This is a genomic window from Paracoccus sp. (in: a-proteobacteria) (assembly GCF_046289755.1).
In the GTDB taxonomy this organism is placed as follows: domain Bacteria; phylum Pseudomonadota; class Alphaproteobacteria; order Rhodobacterales; family Rhodobacteraceae; genus Paracoccus.
Map to the genome: position 1 here is coordinate 18,944 of NZ_JBKBVD010000006.1, position 16,008 is coordinate 34,951.

The 16,008-nt window shown below is 68.6% G+C and carries 14 protein-coding genes; 5 read left to right on the top strand and 9 right to left on the bottom strand.

Annotated elements, in window-relative coordinates; all coding sequences use genetic code 11:
• Positions 1–7: 7 nt before the first annotated feature.
• Entirely contained in the window at positions 8–949 is a 942-nt protein-coding gene (gene hemC / locus ACK41U_RS03405) for a hydroxymethylbilane synthase (RefSeq protein WP_409675957.1), read from the bottom strand.
• A 73-nt stretch (positions 950–1,022) separates the two neighbouring features.
• Between hemC and hemE the strand changes: the two genes are divergently transcribed.
• Positions 1,023–2,051: a uroporphyrinogen decarboxylase gene (gene hemE / locus ACK41U_RS03410; protein ID WP_409675961.1), complete on the top strand. Its 1,029-nt coding sequence runs from the start codon at positions 1,023–1,025 to the stop codon at positions 2,049–2,051.
• On the opposite strand, the gene ACK41U_RS03415 is transcribed toward hemE, so the two are convergent.
• The 6 genes from ACK41U_RS03415 to ACK41U_RS03440 all read right to left on the bottom strand — a co-directional run bounded on the left by ACK41U_RS03415 (position 2,052) and on the right by ACK41U_RS03440 (position 7,545).
• Entirely contained in the window at positions 2,052–3,020 is a 969-nt protein-coding gene (locus ACK41U_RS03415) for an SPOR domain-containing protein (protein ID WP_409675964.1), read from the bottom strand.
• Between the two features lie 68 nt (positions 3,021–3,088).
• Positions 3,089–3,721, bottom strand: coding sequence for a uracil phosphoribosyltransferase (upp, locus tag ACK41U_RS03420; RefSeq protein ID WP_409675967.1), 633 nt, complete (start codon positions 3,719–3,721; stop codon positions 3,089–3,091).
• The gene (locus tag ACK41U_RS03425; protein ID WP_409676215.1) at positions 3,718–4,695 is read right to left on the bottom strand and encodes an adenosine deaminase; all 978 of its coding nucleotides are present in this window, start codon (positions 4,693–4,695) and stop codon (positions 3,718–3,720) included. Before ACK41U_RS03425 ends, upp begins: the two co-directional genes overlap by 4 nt.
• Positions 4,686–5,864, bottom strand: a complete 1,179-nt coding sequence (locus ACK41U_RS03430; RefSeq protein WP_409675970.1) for a phosphopentomutase — start codon at positions 5,862–5,864, stop codon at positions 4,686–4,688. The genes ACK41U_RS03425 and ACK41U_RS03430 overlap by 10 nt, the downstream gene beginning before the upstream one ends.
• Positions 5,861–7,156: a thymidine phosphorylase gene (locus ACK41U_RS03435; protein ID WP_409675973.1), complete on the bottom strand. Its 1,296-nt coding sequence runs from the start codon at positions 7,154–7,156 to the stop codon at positions 5,861–5,863. The genes ACK41U_RS03430 and ACK41U_RS03435 overlap by 4 nt, the downstream gene beginning before the upstream one ends.
• Complete coding sequence (locus ACK41U_RS03440; protein WP_409675976.1) at positions 7,153–7,545, bottom strand: cytidine deaminase; 393 nt, start codon at positions 7,543–7,545, stop codon at positions 7,153–7,155. Before ACK41U_RS03440 ends, ACK41U_RS03435 begins: the two co-directional genes overlap by 4 nt.
• A 160-nt stretch (positions 7,546–7,705) precedes the next feature.
• Here ACK41U_RS03440 and ACK41U_RS03445 point away from each other — a divergent pair, with 160 nt between their 5' ends.
• Entirely contained in the window at positions 7,706–9,985 is a 2,280-nt protein-coding gene (locus ACK41U_RS03445; protein WP_409675979.1) for an NADP-dependent malic enzyme, read from the top strand.
• 234 nt (positions 9,986–10,219) lie between these two features.
• Entirely contained in the window at positions 10,220–12,115 is a 1,896-nt protein-coding gene (locus tag ACK41U_RS03450; protein WP_409675982.1) for a propionyl-CoA synthetase, read from the top strand.
• Positions 12,116–12,198: 83 nt separating this feature from the next.
• On the opposite strand, the gene aroA is transcribed toward ACK41U_RS03450, so the two are convergent.
• Positions 12,199–13,530: a 3-phosphoshikimate 1-carboxyvinyltransferase gene (aroA, locus tag ACK41U_RS03455; RefSeq protein WP_409675985.1), complete on the bottom strand. Its 1,332-nt coding sequence runs from the start codon at positions 13,528–13,530 to the stop codon at positions 12,199–12,201.
• A 114-nt stretch (positions 13,531–13,644) separates the two neighbouring features.
• Here aroA and ACK41U_RS03460 point away from each other — a divergent pair, with 114 nt between their 5' ends.
• A complete protein-coding gene (locus ACK41U_RS03460; RefSeq protein ID WP_409675988.1) occupies positions 13,645–14,403 on the top strand; it encodes a DNA alkylation repair protein in 759 nt (252 codons plus the stop codon).
• On the opposite strand, the gene ACK41U_RS03465 is transcribed toward ACK41U_RS03460, so the two are convergent.
• A complete protein-coding gene (locus ACK41U_RS03465; RefSeq protein WP_409675991.1) occupies positions 14,346–14,849 on the bottom strand; it encodes a hypothetical protein in 504 nt (167 codons plus the stop codon). The two genes, ACK41U_RS03460 and ACK41U_RS03465, sit on opposite strands and share 58 nt — an antisense overlap.
• 142 nt (positions 14,850–14,991) lie before the next feature.
• Here ACK41U_RS03465 and moaA point away from each other — a divergent pair, with 142 nt between their 5' ends.
• A complete protein-coding gene (gene moaA, locus ACK41U_RS03470) occupies positions 14,992–15,999 on the top strand; it encodes a GTP 3',8-cyclase MoaA (RefSeq protein ID WP_409675994.1) in 1,008 nt (335 codons plus the stop codon).
• Positions 16,000–16,008: the final 9 nt, after the last annotated feature.

A 16,008-nucleotide genomic window follows, 5' to 3' on the forward strand; every position in this document is an offset into this window, starting at 1 on the left:
ACGGGGGTCAGGGCGCGGAAAGAAAACCGGCGTCCACGCGCGACAGAAGGTCGGCGGCAAGGTCATCGCCCATGTCCGGCCCGTCCGCCACCAGCCCTTCGCGCGTCCCCGCATGAACCTCGGTGCCGTCCGGGCGCAGGATCTCTCCGCGCAGCCGCAACCGGTCGCCCGAGATTTCGGCCAGCCCGGCGATGGGCGTCTGGCATGACCCGTCCAGCCGCGCAAGAAAGGCACGCTCGGCGGCAATCCGCGTCGCCGTTTCGGCATGGCTGATCATCGAGAGCAGAGCGGCCATGCGATCATCCGAAGCCCGGCGTTCCACACCGATCGCGCCCTGGGCCACCGCCGGAAGCATCTCACCGGGATCAATGGCGCCACGCGCGACCCCGGTCATACCCAGCCTGCTGAGGCCCGCCATCGCCAGAAACGTGGCCACCGCCACGCCATCTTCCAGCTTTTTCATGCGGGTCTGCACATTGCCGCGAAACTCGACCAGCTTCAGGTCAGGCCGGCGATGCGCCAGTTGCGCCCGGCGCCGCAGACTGGACGACCCGACCACCGCCCCTTGCGGCAGATCCGCGATCGAGGCCGCGTGCGGGCTGACAAAGGCATCCCGGACATCCTCGCGCGGCAGAAAGCAGTCGATGACAAGGCCGCGCGGTTGTTGCGTCGGCATGTCCTTCATCGAATGCACGGCGAGGTCGATATCGCCGGACTCCAGCGCCTCTTCGATCTCTCGCGTGAACAGGCCCTTGCCGCCGATCTCTTTCAGCGGGCGGTCAAGGACCCGGTCGCCGGTGGTCTTGATCACCACGATCTCGAACGCATCGGCCATCAGGCCATGCGCGGCCATCAGCCGGTCGCGCGTCTCATGCGCCTGCGCCAGCGCCAGCGCTGAGCCGCGTGTTCCGATCCGAAGCGGGCGGGAGGGGTCGGGCATCTGTGTCATGGCACCGCCATAGCCAAAGGCGCCCGCCTTGACAACGCCCCCCGCCTCGCCTTGAAGGGGCGCAGGAGGCCCCATGACCAAATTGCTGCTGCGCGCCCTGGCCGGCGAGACCCTTCCCACCCCGCCGATCTGGATGATGCGTCAGGCGGGCCGATACCTGCCCGAATACCGCGCCACGCGCGCGCAGGCAGGGGATTTTCTGTCGCTGTGCTACAATCCGGATCTGGCCGCCGAGGTGACCCTGCAACCGATCCGCCGGTTCGGTTTCGACGCGGCGATCCTGTTTGCCGACATTCTGCTGGTGCCGCAGGCTCTGGGCGCGGATCTGTGGTTCGTGACCGGCGAAGGCCCGCGGCTGAGCACGATCACCACGGCACAGGATCTGGCAAAGCTGAAGCCTGCGGATGCCATTCACGACCGGTTGTCCCCGGTTTACGAGACGATCAGGATCCTGCGCCGCGAATTGCCTGCGGACACGGCGCTGATCGGCTTTGCGGGCGCGCCCTGGACCGTGGCCACCTATATGATCGCCGGGCGCGGCACGCCCGATCAGGGCCCGGCGCATGCGCTGAAGGCTGCCGACCGGGCCAGCTTTTCCACGCTGATCGACCTGATCACCGAGGCCACGATCGACTATCTGTCGCATCAGATCGAGGCAGGGGCCGAGGTGGTCAAGCTGTTCGACAGCTGGGCGGGCAGCCTTGAAGGCGCCGATTTCGACGATTTTGCCATTGCTCCGACGCGGCGGATCATCACCGCGCTGAAAGCGCGCCATCCCGGCATTCCCGTCATCGCCTTCCCGCGCGAGGCCAAGGACCGCTATATCGGCTTTGCCGCTGCCACCGGCGCGGATTGCGTGGCGCTGGACAACTCCGTCTCGGCCGACTGGGCCGCGCGGCAGGTGCAGACCGCGGGCTGCGTTCAGGGCAATCTGGACCCGCGGCACATGGTCACAGGCGGCCCGGATCTGGTGACCGAGGCGCAGCGCATCACGCGCACCCTGCGCAATGGGCCGCATATCTTCAATCTGGGCCACGGCATTACGCCGGATGCCGATCCCGACAATGTCGCCCGCATGATCGAGGCCGTGCGCAGCGCCTGATCAGCGCGCCACCGCGCCGGGCCAGCCCTGCGCGCGCAGCCGGTTCAGCACTTCGATCAGCCGCCCCCGGTCGGTGAACGGCCCTGCCATGATGGTGCGGGCCGCGCGGTCGCCGGGCAGGGTCTGCACGACGGGCAAGCCTGCCCGGGCCAGCGCGTGGATGGCAGAGCGGGCCGCAGGCTCGTCCGGAAAGACACCGATCTGCACATAGCGGGCCGAGGCCGGGATCATCTCGACATCACGCGAGGGCGGCGGCGAAGATGCGGCAGCAGGCGCCACCCGTTCGGCGCGGGGCGTCTGCTGCGCGCTGGCCGGGGCGGGTCGCGGGGGCTGCGGCGCGCGAGGCGTGTCGGACGCGGTGGCGATGCGCGGCGTGGCGGGCGGATTGCGGGTCGCGACGGCAAAGCTGTGACCCGGCGCCGGAGGCCGCAGACCCGGGCAAAAGCCGGTTGCGTCGGCCACGCCGCCCTCGACCGGACCGGCGCGATAGCCAAGCCGGGCGCAGATCTGGTCCGGGACGCGCCCGCCCGTTCCCAGTGCCGAACGCACCGCCCCCTGATGCGCAAGCGTTGCGGCGATGTCATCCAGAATCGGGTTGCGCCCTGCGGCGGGCGAAACAGGCGGGGCGGGCAGCATATCGCCGGTCATGTCAGCGTTGCGCAATTCTTCCGCAAGCCGGTCGGCCAGCAGCCGGGCCGGATCGGGCGGCGCAGCCGGGCTGACCGGCGGCAGCACATGGGATGTGTCGGGATCGAGGCGCCGCAGGTCCGTGCTGGGCGGAAAGCCGCAAAGGGTTCGCCCCGAGGGATCAAGCCGCGCCTGCCAGCCGCCCTCCTGCCGCGAGAAGACGCAGCCGCGGCCGTCGATATACTGGGCGCCGCCAAACCCGTCAGGCGGCGGCGGTTCCGGCGCGGCGAAGGCCATCGCCGGACCAAGCAGCATCACCAGAGCCAGCCATAACCCACGCATCGCGCCCACCTTGCCACCATTCCGCACCATGCTTAGCGCAGAGAGGTGAAAGGGCCGTTAACGCGGGATTATTTCGTCCCGAACATCCGGTCTCCGGCATCGCCCAGACCCGGCACGATATAGCCGTGATCGTCCAGCCGCTCGTCCAGTGCGGCGGTAAAGATCGGCACATCGGGATGGGCCTGCCGCATCCGCGCAACCCCTTCGGGCGCGGCCAGCAGGCACAGAAAGCGGATGTTTTTGGCGCCGCGTTCCTTCAGCATGTCGATCGCCGCGACCGAGGAATTGCCCGTCGCCAGCATCGGGTCGACCACGATGGTCATGCGTGCGTCCAGCGCGCTTGGCACCTTGCAGTAATATTCGACGGGTTTCAGCGTCTCGGGGTCGCGGTACAGCCCGACAAAGCCCACCCGCGCGCCGGGGATCAGCTCAAGAATACCGTCCAGCAGCCCGTTGCCCGCCCGCAGGATCGAGATCAGCGCCAGCTTCTTGCCCTCCAGCGTGGGGGCGTCCATCTCGCAGATCGGCGTTTCGATGCGCATGGTGGTCAGCTCCAGTTCGCGCGTGACCTCATAGGCCAGAAGCAGGCTGATTTCCCGCAGCAGGCGGCGGAACCCGGCGGTCGAGACGTCCTTTTGCCGCATGATCGACAGCTTGTGCTGCACAAGGGGGTGATCGACGAGGGTCAGATGCTGCATCATGCGAATTCCTTTTTCAGCCGGTCCCGCGTTCCGGCATCGCAGAATGCGGCCTCGGCGGCCCAGAGGTTGATCTGGCGGAATTCGGTATCGCCCCAGTCAAAGGTCGATGCAAGCCGGTCGTATTCCGCGCGCAGGGTGGTGTGGAAAAACGGCGGGTCGTCGGTGGACACGGTGACCCGCAGCCCGGCATCGGCCAGCCGCGCAATCGGGTGGGCAGGCCAGCCCGGAACCGCTCCAAGCGCCACGTTCGAGCCGGGGCAGACCTCCAGCGTCACCTGCTGTTCGGCCAGATCGCGGATCAGCGCCGCGTCTTTGACCGCCTGAATGCCATGGCCGATCCGGGTGCAGCCAAGCGCCAGCGCATCGCGGATGCTGGCTGGCCCGCCCCATTCGCCCGCATGGCAGGTCAGGCCCAGCCCGGCCTCGCGGGCGCAATCATAGCTCCACTGATAATCGGTCGCGCGGCCGGTCATCTCGTCGCCGCCCATGCCAAAGCCGCTGATCCAGCCGGTGCCGTCCACTGATGCCGTTTCCGCCGCGCAGCGGGCGGTCAGCTTCGCGCGATCCGCGCCGAAATGGCGGATGATGGTGACGATGCCGCGGCTGTCGATACCCTGCGCGCGGGCGGCATCGGCGGCTTCGGTCATCGCCGCCAGATAGTCGCGCCATGCCGACAGATCGCCGCCGCCGCAGAATTCGGGCGAGACGAAGAATTCGGTATAGATCACGCCCTCTTCGGCGCTGCGGGCCAGCACCTCGGCCAGCAGGCGGGCATAGTCGCGGGGCGTCGTCAGCACGCTGGTCGCGGCCTCGTAACAGCGCAGAAAGCCGGTGAATCCGTCATAGGCATAGGCGCCGTGGTCGTCGAACACGCCGGTCAGATCGGCGCGCTTTTCCTTGGCCAGACTGCGGATAAAGGCCGGGGGTGCTGCGCCCTCAAGATGCAGATGCAGTTCAATTTTCTTCATAGGAATGATGTTCCGTGCCGGGCGCCGGGCAGACCCAGATGGGCCAGCACCGAGGCGCCGATATCCGAAAAGCCGACCAGCCCGGCGCTGCCCGCGCCCGCGCCATGGACCAGCACCGGAACCCGCTCGCGGGTGTGATCGGTGCCCGGCCATGACGGGTCGTTGCCGTGATCGGCGGTGAAGATCGCCAGATCGCCGGGGCCGAGCGTCGCCAGAAACTGCCCGGCCACGCCGTCGAACCATTCAAGCTGCGCGGCATAGCCCACAATGTCGCGGCGGTGGCCAAAGCTGGCGTCGAATTCGACGAAATTGGCGAAGGTCAGGCTGCCCGGTTCCGCCGTCTGCCCAAGCCGGATCAGATGGCGGGCCAGATCGGCGTCTGATCCGCCTTTGTGCAGTTGGGTGATGCCGCGATGGCTGAAGATGTCGCCGATCTTGCCCACGGCATGGGTCACACGGCCCGCCGCCTGCGCAATATCAAGGATCGTGTCACCCGGCGGGGCGATGGCGAAATCGCGGCGGTTGGCGGTGCGCCGGAAACTGCCCGGCTGACCAAGGAAAGGCCGCGCGATCACCCGCCCCACACGCATCCGGTGCAGCATCGGCGCCAGATCGGCGCACAGCCCGATCAGACGGTCCAGCCCGAAGGCCTCTTCATGCGCCGCGATCTGCAGCACACTGTCGGCAGAGGTGTAGCAGACAGGCCAGCCGGTCCGCAGATGCGCGGGGCCGAAAGTCTCGATGATCGAGGTGCCCGACGAATGGCAATCGCCCAGAATGCCCGGAACGCCCGCCAGTTCGCAAATCCGGGCGGTGATTTCGGGCGGAAAGGCGGGCTGGGTCCTGGGGAAATAATGCCAGTCCCACGGCACCGGCACGCAGGCAATCTCCCAATGCCCCGATGGCGTGTCCTTGCCGCGTGACACCTCGGTCGCGGCCCCCCACAGGCCCTGCGGCGCCCCCTCCAGCCCCGGCGCCTCACTGCCCGAGGCAAGGCGCAAGGCCGCCCCCAGCCCAAGGCGCGTCAGCACCGGCATGTTCAGGGGGCGGGCGGCGGCAATATGGGCCAGTGTATTGGCGCCGGTATCGGGCAACCCGTTGTTGAAGAACTGGTCGGCATCGGGCGCGCCGCCGATGCCGACACTGTCCATCACGATCAGGAAGGCGCGGCTCATCCGGTGATCCTTTCGCGGATCAGCGGGCCGGGGGCGGTCGTGGGCGTGGCGGCCTCGCCGATGGTATAGGCCGCCTGCACGGCGGCGACGGCGATCTCGGCTGCGGTGTCATCGGCGGCATGGACCATGGCCAGCGGGCGGTCCGGGCCGACCGGCTCACCCAGCTTGGCCAGCCCGTCAAGGCCCACGCGGTGGTCGATCACCTCGCCCGCGCGCACCCGCCCGCCACCAAGCGCCACGACGACATGGCCAAGCGCGGTCACGTCGATGCGCGCGACATGGCCCGCAGGCACGGGCACCGGACGGATCACCGGCGCGGCGGCCAGACGGGCGTCGGGCCGGTCCAGCAGATCGCGCGGCCCGCCCTGCGCCGCGACCATGCGGGCAAAGACCTCGGCGGCGGCGCCACTGTCCAGCGTGGCGGCCAGCCCATCAGCGCCCTGCCCCGCCAGCGCCAGCGCCTCGGCCGCCAGCGCCAGCGTCAGATCGCGCAGCGCGCCCGCCTCGCCGCGCAGCACGCGGATCGCCTCGGCCACCTCCAGCGCATTGCCGGCGCTGCGGGCCAGCGGCTGGTCCATATCGGTGATCAGCGCCGCCGTGTGGCAGCCCGCGCCATTCGCGGTCTCGACCAGCGCGCGCGCCAGCCGCCCGGCACTGTCGGGCGCCTTCAGGATCGCGCCCGAGCCCGCCTTGACGTCAAGGACCAGCGCATCCGGCCCGGCGGCCAGCTTTTTCGACAGGATCGAGGCGGTGATCAGATCAATCGATTCGACCGTGCCCGATTCGTCGCGGATGCCGTAAAGCCGCCGGTCGGCAGGCGCGAAATCGCCCGAGGCCGCGACAATCGCGCAGCCCACCTGCCGGGTGATGCGGCGGAAATCGCCCTCGGCCTGATCGACCAGATAGCCGGGGATCGCCTCCAGCTTGTCCAGCGTGCCGCCGGTATGGCCCAGCCCCCGCCCCGAGATCATCGGCACAAAGCAACCCCGCGCGGCCAGCAAGGGCGCAAGGATCAGGCTGACCGTATCGCCGATGCCGCCGGTCGAATGCTTGTCCACCACCGGCCCCGACAGATCCCATTGCAGCACATGTCCCGAATCGCGCATCGCCCGTGTCAGGGCCACACGCCCCGCCACGCCGATGCCCCGCGTCAGCACCGCCATCGCGAATGCCCCCGCCTGCGCGTCACTGACCGAGCCGTCGGCCAGACCCTGCGCCATCAGCGCGGCCCCCGGACCGTCCAGCCCACGCCCGTCGCGCACCATGGCAATCACCGGGCGCGGATCGGTCATGTGCGCGCCATATGGCCCGCGTCAAAGCGGCCCGGCAGCAACTCGCCCACGGTGGTCGACAGCGTGACCCCGTCGGTCGTGGCCAGCAGCACCGGCGTGTCGGCGCGCGCAAACTCGGCCAGCTTCTGACGGCAGCCGCCGCAGGGGGGCACGGGGCTGGGGCTGTCGGCGATGACTGCAACCTCGACCAGTTCCGTCTCGCCTGCCGCGACCATGGCGGCGATGGCGCCCGCCTCGGCGCAGGTGCCTTCGGGATAGGCCACATTCTCGACATTGCAGCCGCGATAGATCGCGCCCGAGGCGCCGCGAATCGCCGCGCCGACCTTGAACCGGGAATAGGGCACATAGGCCCGTTCGCGCACCTCGCGCGCCGCATCGAGAAGGGACATGATCCACCTTTCCTGTGACTGACCCGTAATCTGCGCGCGCAGCCCGGTCTGTGCAAGCGTGTCGCGGTGACACGGGCCGCACGCCCCCGCATCAAGCCGACTGTTCCCCGGCAAAGATATGGTTTAACGGTAAACCAATTCCGAAACCGGAGGGGCGAAGATGGAAGAACGCAGGCAGGACAGCGCGCGGCAGGCGGCACTGGATTATCACGAATTCCCGCGGCCGGGTAAGCTGGAAATCCGGGCGACCAAGCCCTTGGCCAATGGCCGCGACCTCAGCCGCGCCTATTCGCCCGGTGTGGCCGAAGCCTGTCTGGAGATCAAGGCCGACCCGGCGACGGCAGCCCGCTATACCTCGCGCGGCAATCTGGTCGCGGTGGTGACCAACGGCACCGCCGTTCTGGGGCTGGGAAATATCGGCGCGCTGGCCTCCAAGCCGGTGATGGAGGGCAAGGCCGTCCTGTTCAAGAAATTCGCCAGCATCGACTGTTTCGACATCGAACTTAACGAATCCGACCCCGAGAAACTGGCCGAGATCGTCTGCGCGCTGGAGCCGACCTTTGGCGCCATCAACCTTGAGGACATCAAGGCCCCCGACTGCTTTATCGTGGAAAAGATCTGCCGCGAGCGGATGAACATCCCGGTCTTTCACGACGATCAGCACGGCACCGCCATTGTGGTGGGGGCGGCTGCGACCAACGCGCTGTTTGTCGCGGGCAAGAGCTTTGATCAGATCAAGGTCGTCTCGACCGGCGGCGGGGCGGCGGGGATCGCCTGTCTGGACATGCTGCTGAAACTGGGCGTCAAACGCGAAAACGTCTGGCTCTGCGACATTCACGGGCTGGTCCATGAGGGCCGGGCCGAGGATATGAACCCGCAAAAGGCCGCCTATGCGCAGGCGACAACCAAGCGGACGCTGGCCGAGGTGGTCGAGGGCGCCGACCTGTTCCTGGGCCTCAGCGGTCCCGGCGTGCTGAAGCCCGAGATGGTGGCGCAGATGGCGCCGCGCCCGATCATCTTTGCGCTGGCCAACCCCACCCCCGAGATCCAGCCCGACGAGGTGCGCGCGGTGGCCCCCGACGCGATCATGGCGACCGGGCGCAGCGATTATCCCAACCAGGTCAACAACGTGCTGTGTTTCCCCTTCATCTTCCGCGGTGCGCTGGATGTCGGCGCGACCACGATCAACGATGAGATGAAGATCGCCTGTATCGAAGGCATTGCAGCACTTGCCCGCGCCACGACCGCCGCCGAGGCCGCCGCCGCCTATCGCGGCGAGACGCTGACCTTTGGCGCCGATTACCTGATCCCCAAGCCCTTCGATCCGCGCCTGATGGGTGTGGTCAGCAGCGCGGTGGCCCGTGCGGCCATGGAATCGGGCGTCGCCACCCGCCCGCTGGAGGATCTGGAGGCCTACAAGCGCAAGCTGGACAGTTCGGTCTTCCGCTCGGCCATGATCATGCGCCCGGTCTTCGAGGCCGCCGCCACCGCCACCCGCCGCATCGCCTTCGCCGAGGGCGAGGATGAGCGTGTGCTGCGCGCCGCCAACGCGATGCTGGAGGAGACCACCGATGTGCCGATCCTGATCGGCCGTCCCGATGTCATCGCCATGCGGGCCGAGCGCGCCGGTCTGCCGATCCGCCCCTCGGTCGATTTCGAGATCGTGAACCCGGAAAACGACCCGCGCTATCGCGACTATTGGGAGACCTATCACAGCCTGATGGCCCGGCAGGGCGTCAGCCCCGACATTGCCCGCGCGATCATGCGCACCAACACCACCGCCATCGGCGCCGTGATGGTGCATCGTGACGAGGCTGACAGCCTGATCTGCGGCACCTTCGGGCAATATTCCTGGCATCTGCGCTATATCCGCGAAGTGCTGGCCCGCGACGGGCTGCGTCCGCAGGGCGCGCTGTCGATGATCATTCTGGAAGACGGCCCGCTGTTCATCGCAGATACGCAGGTGCATCACGACCCGACGCCCGACCAGATCATGGAGGTCGCCTGTGGCGCGGCCCGCCATGTCCGCCGGTTCGGCCTGACCCCGCGTGTGGCCCTGTGCAGCCATTCGCAGTTCGGCAATCTCGACAGCGCCTCGGGCCGCAAGATGCGCGAGGCGATGGCGCTGCTGGACGCGCGCAAGGCCGATTTCATGTATGACGGCGAGATGCATGTCGACAGCGCGCTGGACCCCGATATCCGCAGCCGGATTTTCCCCGCCTCGCGCCTGCAGGGGATGGCCAATATTCTGGTCTTTGCCAATGCCGATGCCGCCTCGGGGGTCAGGAATGCGCTGAAGATGAAGGCGGGCGGGCTGGAGGTCGGGCCGATCCTGATGGGCATGGGCAACCGCGCCCATATCGTCACCCCCTCGATCACCACGCGCGGGCTGCTGAACATGAGCGTTCTGGCAGGCACGCCGGTCGCCGCCTATAGCTGAGCACCCAAGGGGTGGGCGCGAATCGCCCGCCCCCTCGCAAACCGGCCGATTTTGCAAAATCTTCTGCCTGATTGCGGCGATTTTGCATGAATTTCCATTTTGCAAAATATGGCCCCCGGACTGTCGCAAAATCGTGCAAAATCCGGTGCGACAGCCGCTGCTGCTCCGCTAACAGAGTTGCGCCACGCCCCCCTTCCTGCGTAACAAACCTTCAGGGAGCAGGAGGGGGCAAGGGTGGCATACCAGGACATCTATGAGGCGTGGACGGCGGACCCCGAGGGGTTCTGGCTGGGTGCGGCGGGCGCGATCGACTGGGCGCGGGCGCCGGAACGGGCGTTCTTCGATCAGGGACCGGCGGGCGAATGGTTTGCCGATGCCATGGGCAACACCTGCTGGAATGCGGTCGACCGCCATGTCGAGGCCGGTCATGGCGAGCGGATCGCCATCATCCATGACAGCCCGGTCACCAACATGATCCACAAGCTGACCTATCGCGAGTTGCGCGACCGGGTCGCCAGTCTGGCAGGCGCCCTGCGCGCGCGCGGCGTGCAAAAGGGCGACCGCGTCATCATCTACATGCCCATGGTCCCCGAGGCGCTGGAGGCGATGCTGGCCTGCGCCCGGATCGGCGCGGTGCATTCGGTCGTCTTCGGCGGCTTTGCCGCGCATGAGCTGGCCGTGCGCATCGACGATGCCCGCCCCCGTGCGATCATCGCCGCCTCCTGCGGGCTGGAGCCGGGGCGCGTCGTCCATTACAAGCCGCTGCTGGACCGTGCGATCGACGAGGCCCGCCACAAGCCCGATTTCTGCGTCATCTTCCAGCGCGAACAAGAGGTGGCCGCGCTGGTCCCCGGCCGCGATCTGGACTGGCACGGGTTTCAGGCCGGGGTCGAACCGGCCGAATGTCTGCCGGTCGAGGGCAACCATCCCGCCTATATCCTCTATACATCAGGCACGACCGGCCAGCCCAAGGGCGTGGTGCGCCACACCGCGGGCCATATGGTCGCGCTGATGTGGACGATGCGGAACATCTATGGCGTCGCGGCGGGCGAGGTGTTCTGGGCCGCCTCGGATGTGGGCTGGGTCGTGGGGCACAGCTATATCTGCTATGGCCCGTTGCTGGCGGGCGCCACGACGATTGTGTTCGAGGGCAAGCCGGTGGGCACCCCCGATGCGGGCACCTTCTGGCGGGTGATCGCCCAGCACGGGGTGAAAAGCTTCTTCACCGCGCCCACCGCCATCCGTGCCGTGCGCCGCGAAGACCCCGACGGCCTGTTGATCCGCGATTACGATCTGTCAGGACTCAGGGCGCTGTATCTGGCGGGCGAACGCGCCGATCCTGACACGATCGGCTGGGCCGAGGATCACCTGAAGGTGCCGGTTATCGACCACTGGTGGCAGACCGAGACCGGCTGGGCCATCGCCGCCAACCCGGCGGGGATCGAGCTGCTGCCGGTCCGCAAGGGCAGCCCCTCGGTCGCGATGCCGGGCTATGACGTGCAGGTTCTGGACGAGGCCGGTCATCCGGTCCCCCCCGGCACGCTTGGCGCCATCGCGATCCGCCTGCCGCTGCCGCCCGGCACGCTGCCGACGCTGTGGAACGCGGAAGAGCGCTTTCGCACGGCCTATCTGGCGCATTTTCCGGGGTTCTACGAGACCGGCGATGCGGGCTATGTCGATGAGGACGGCTATCTGTACATCATGGCGCGCACCGATGACGTGATCAATGTCGCCGGTCACCGCCTCTCCACCGGCGCCATGGAGGAGGTGCTGTCGGCCCATCCCGCCGTGGCCGAATGCGCCGTGATCGGGGCGGCGGATGCGCTGAAAGGTCAGGCCCCGGTCGGGTTTCTGTGTCTGAAGAACGGCGTCGTGACCGCGCATGAGCAGATCGTGGCCGAGGTGGTGGCGATGGTGCGCGATCAGATCGGCCCGGTCGCGGCCTTCCGGACGGCCTGCGTGGTGGCCCGCCTGCCCAAGACCCGGTCGGGCAAGATCCTGCGCGCGACCATGTGCAAGATCGCCGATGGTGAGGCGTTCCGACCGCCCGCGACCATTGATGATCCGGCCATTCTGGAGGAGATCGCGGTGGTTCTGAGGGGCGTGGGCTATCCGGTGCGGGGCACCTGAGGAGGGGTTGCAAGGGGGGCGCTGCCCCCCGGCCCGTTCCGGGCCTCCCCCCGGGATATTTGGGTGAAGAAGAGGGGGCGGGGTCAGCCCAGCTCGGCGCCGAGGCGGGTCATCAGGGGCACGAAATCGGGGAAGGATGTCGTGATCGGGCTGGCATCGTCGATGCTGACGGGTGTGTCGGCGGCCAGCCCCAGGATCAGGAAGGACATGGCGATGCGGTGGTCGAGATGGGTGAGGGCCATGCCGCCGCCCGGCACGCCGGTGGCGCCGTGGACCGTCATGCTGTCAGGGGTTTCCTCGACACGGACGCCATTGGCCTCCAGCCCGCGCGCCATCGCGTCGATGCGGTCGCTTTCCTTGACGCGCAGTTCCGCCACGCCGTTCATGACTGTCTTGCCGCTGGCAAAGGCGGCCACGACCGAGAGGATCGGGAATTCGTCGATCATGCTGGCGGCGCGGGCGGCGGGCACCTCGACGCCGGTCAGGGCGCTGTGGCGCACAACCAGATCGGCCACCGGCTCGCCGCCTTCGCTGCGCGGGTTTTCAAAGGTGATGTCGGCGCCCATCTCCAGCAGCGTAACATAGAGCCCGTCGCGGGTCGGGTTGCGGCTGACGCCCGGCACGCGGATCTCTGATCCCGGTACGATCAGCGCCGCCGCCACCGGGAAGGCCGCGCTGGAGGGGTCGCGCGGCACCGCCACCGGCTGGGCGCGCAGTTCGGGACGGCCCTGCAAGGTGACGATATGGCCCTCGGGCGTGGTCCGGGCATGGATCTGCGCGCCGAACCCCGCCAGCATGCGTTCGGAATGGTCGCGGGTCGGCTCGGGTTCGGTCAGGACCGTCTCGCCCGGCGCGTTCAGCCCGGCCAGCAGGATCGCGGATTTGATCTGGGCGCTGGCCACGGGGCTGCGGTAGCGGACCGGCAGCGGGTCGCGCGCGCCTTCGATGGTGATGGGCAGGCGCCCGCCCTCGCGTGCGGTGATGCGGGCGCCGAATTGCGACAGCGGGTCGGTCACCCGCGCCATCGGGCGGCGCGACAGGCTGGCGTCCCCGGTAAAGGTCGCGGTGACCGGCGTCGTGGCCATCGCGCCCATGATCAGCCGCACGCCGGTTCCCGAATTGCCGCAGTCAATCACCCCCTCGGGCGAGGCAAAGCCACCGACGCCGACGCCATGCACCGACCACGCCCCCGGCCCCTGCCGTTCGACCTGCGCGCCGAAAGCCGCCATCGCGGCGGCGGTGTCCAGCACGTCCTGCCCCTCCAGCAGGCCGGTGATGGTGGTCCGGCCCACCGACAGCGCGCCCAGGATCAGCGCGCGGTGGCTGATCGACTTGTCGCCGGGGATCTGCGCCTCGCCCGTCAGCGGACCGGCGGCGCGGGAGGTCATCGGGCGGGGTTCAGCTGAATGCGACATGGGGTCCCTCATAGGTTCGGGCATCTTTTACCGCCACCCGTCAAGGGGTGCCACCATCTTCTTGCGACGGGGGGCCGCGCCTTCTAGAAGCGCCCAAAGCAATGAGGTGCATGAATGGATGAGCTGGACGCCCTGCGCGCCATGGCCGACCCGCAGCGGGCCACCCGGACCGCTGCCCGACACAAAAGCGGGCGCGAGACGCTTGGCCTGACGCCGGCGCAGATCGACGCGCAGGTGGCCGACTGGCGCGGGCGCGACATTGCCGCGCGGGTGGCGCTGGCCGATCTGCTGTGGCAGGCCGACATCCACGAGGCGCGGATCAGTGCCGCCCGTCTGCTGACGCAGGCCCGGATGCGGCCCGATGATGCGGTCTGGCAGCTGATCGCGTCCTGGGTGCCCGATCTGGACGGGGCCGAGATTGCCGATGCCGCGATGATTGCCGGACAGAAGCGGATCGTGGCCGAGCCTGCGCGGCTGGATGAGGTGCAGCACTGGCTGGCCAGCCGCAACCCCTGGGCGCGGCGCGCCGCCCTGTCGGTCACCCTGCCCTATGCCAAGCTGCCCCATCCCAAACCCGCGGATCTGGCGCTGCGCGAGCGGGTGCTGGACTGGGCCGCACAGCTGTCAGCCGACCCGCATGGCGCCGTCCAGCAGGCGGTCGCCGGCTGGCTGCGCGATCTGGCGCGGCGTGACCCGGACAGGGTTGCGCAGTTTCTGGACGCGCATGGCGAGGCCATGAAGCCCTTTGCGCGGGCCGGGGTGACCCGCGCCCTGCCCCAAACCCTGGCCGACACCCTGCGCCCCGTCGTCAGCGATCAGGAGCGGAACACCTCCAGCGTCGGCAAATCGGTCAGCGATACGCCCAGCAGCTGAAGCGCGGGCAGCGAGACCTGGCTGCCGCTGCCGCCACTGGTCAGCGGGATCAGCTCCACCTGCGCCGAGCGGCCATTGGCGGGGTTCACGATCCGGCCCATGGCGCGTTCGGTGACCAGCGGCGTGCGGATCCAGAACCCGCCCTCGGACGGGTTGCCAAGCGAGGCGACGGTGGTGCCCAGCCGCGCCTCGGCCCGTTCCGCCGGTCGGGCGGCAGCGGCGCGCTGTTCGGCGGTCGTGGTGTCCAGCTGTGCGGGCGTGGCACGGGCGGCGGGCCGCGGCGCGGGCGCGCGGGTGATCGCGGTGGCGGCCTGCACCTGCTCGGGCGAGGCGGCGGGGGCCGTGGCTGTGCCACCCGCCGGGCGCTGTGTCAGCAGGCCGGGCGTGCAGGCCGCCAGCGCGACGGTCAGGGCGGGCAGCGTCAGAAACAGGGAAAGCCGGGGCATGGGCGCCTCTTGTCTGGGTGTCTTTGCGCCAGCCTAGCCCGTCCCCCTCTGCCCGTCCACCGACAGAGCCGTGACGGGCCCGTTACAGGCAATTCTCGCGCTTGTGCTTGTGGCGGGCGGGCGTCGCGCCTAGATTTCCATGATGAGCGCCCCCGCCCCCCTGATTGACCCCTTCGCCCGCCCGATCACCTATCTGCGGGTGTCGGTCACCGATCGCTGCGATTTCCGCTGTGTCTATTGCATGGCCGAACATATGCAGTTCCTGCCCAAGGCCGACCTGCTGACGCTGGAGGAACTGGACCGCCTCTCGACCGCCTTCATCGGTCTGGGCGTGCGCAAGCTGCGCATCACCGGCGGCGAGCCCTTGGTGCGGCGCGGCATCATGGGGTTTTTCCGCGCGGTCTCGCGCCATCTGGGGGCGGGCCTTGACGAGCTGACCCTGACCACGAATGGCAGCCAGCTGGCCCGCCATGCGACCGAGCTGGCCGATTGCGGCGTGCGGCGGGTGAATGTCTCTCTGGACACGCTGGATGCGGACAAGTTTGCCAGGATCACCCGCTGGGGCCGCCTGCAGCAGGTGCTGGACGGCATTCAGGCTGCCACCGCCGCAGGCCTGCGGGTCAAGATCAACGCCGTCGCGCTGAAGGGCGTGAATGACGACGAGCTGTTCGATCTGGTCAGCTGGTGCGGCGATGAGGGTCATGACCTGACCTTTATCGAGGTGATGCCCATGGGCGAAATGGGCGAGGAAGACCGTCTGGATCAGTACTGGCCCCTGTCGGACCTGCGCGCGCGCCTGTCGGAACGCTTCACCCTGACCGACCTGCCGCTGCGCACCGGCGGCCCCGCCCGCTATGTGCAACTGGACGAGACGGGCCAGAAGATCGGCTTCATCACCCCCCTGACCCATAATTTCTGCGAAAGCTGCAACCGCGTCCGCGTGACCTGCACCGGCGAGCTGTTCATGTGTCTGGGGCAGGAGGACATGGCCGACCTCCGCGCCCCCCTGCGCGCCAGCCCCGACGATGCGGCCCTGCGCGAGACCATCCGCGCGGCGATTGCGAGGAAGCCCAAGGGGCATGATTTCGACTATTCCCGGCAGGGCGTGGCGGGGCAGATGTCGCGGCATATGAGCCATACGGGGGGGTGAGGGGCGGAG